This is a genomic window from Bradyrhizobium sp. BRP56 (assembly GCF_020194035.1).
Lineage (GTDB): Bacteria > Pseudomonadota > Alphaproteobacteria > Rhizobiales > Xanthobacteraceae > Bradyrhizobium > Bradyrhizobium australafricanum.
Map to the genome: position 1 here is coordinate 1 of NZ_JADYVV010000249.1, position 385 is coordinate 385.

The window sequence follows — 385 nt, forward strand, 5'->3', positions numbered from 1 at the left end:
CGCTTGTTGCAAACTAATGGCAAAAGACGCATTCGCCAAGAGCTTATTACCGCAGCGCACCGCGCATGCCCAATATCGCGGCAAGATGGTTGACCATGCGGCGGTCCGCGAACATGGTCCTGCCTGTGCACGCGCCAAATCATCCCGGGCAAACACCTGACGCCTTCACCCCTGACTCCCGTCAGGCCTGGGTGCGGCTCGTAATTGCCCTCCTGATCGGCTCGATCGGGGCCGTCGGCATGTGGGCGGTCGTGGTCGTGATTCCCGTGGTGCAGGTCGAATTCGGAGCCACGCGCGGCGCGGTGTCGCTGGCCTTCACCCTCATGATGTTCGGCTTCGGGCTTGGCGGTGTGATCGCCGGCAAGATCACCGACCGGTTCGGCAT

General features: G+C 62.9%; 1 pseudogene. It reads left to right on the top strand.

The window, feature by feature from the left end:
- Positions 1 to 113 precede the first annotated feature (113 nt).
- Positions 114 to 385 (top strand): annotated as a pseudogene (locus I6F38_RS43625) (MFS transporter); the annotation flags it as partial.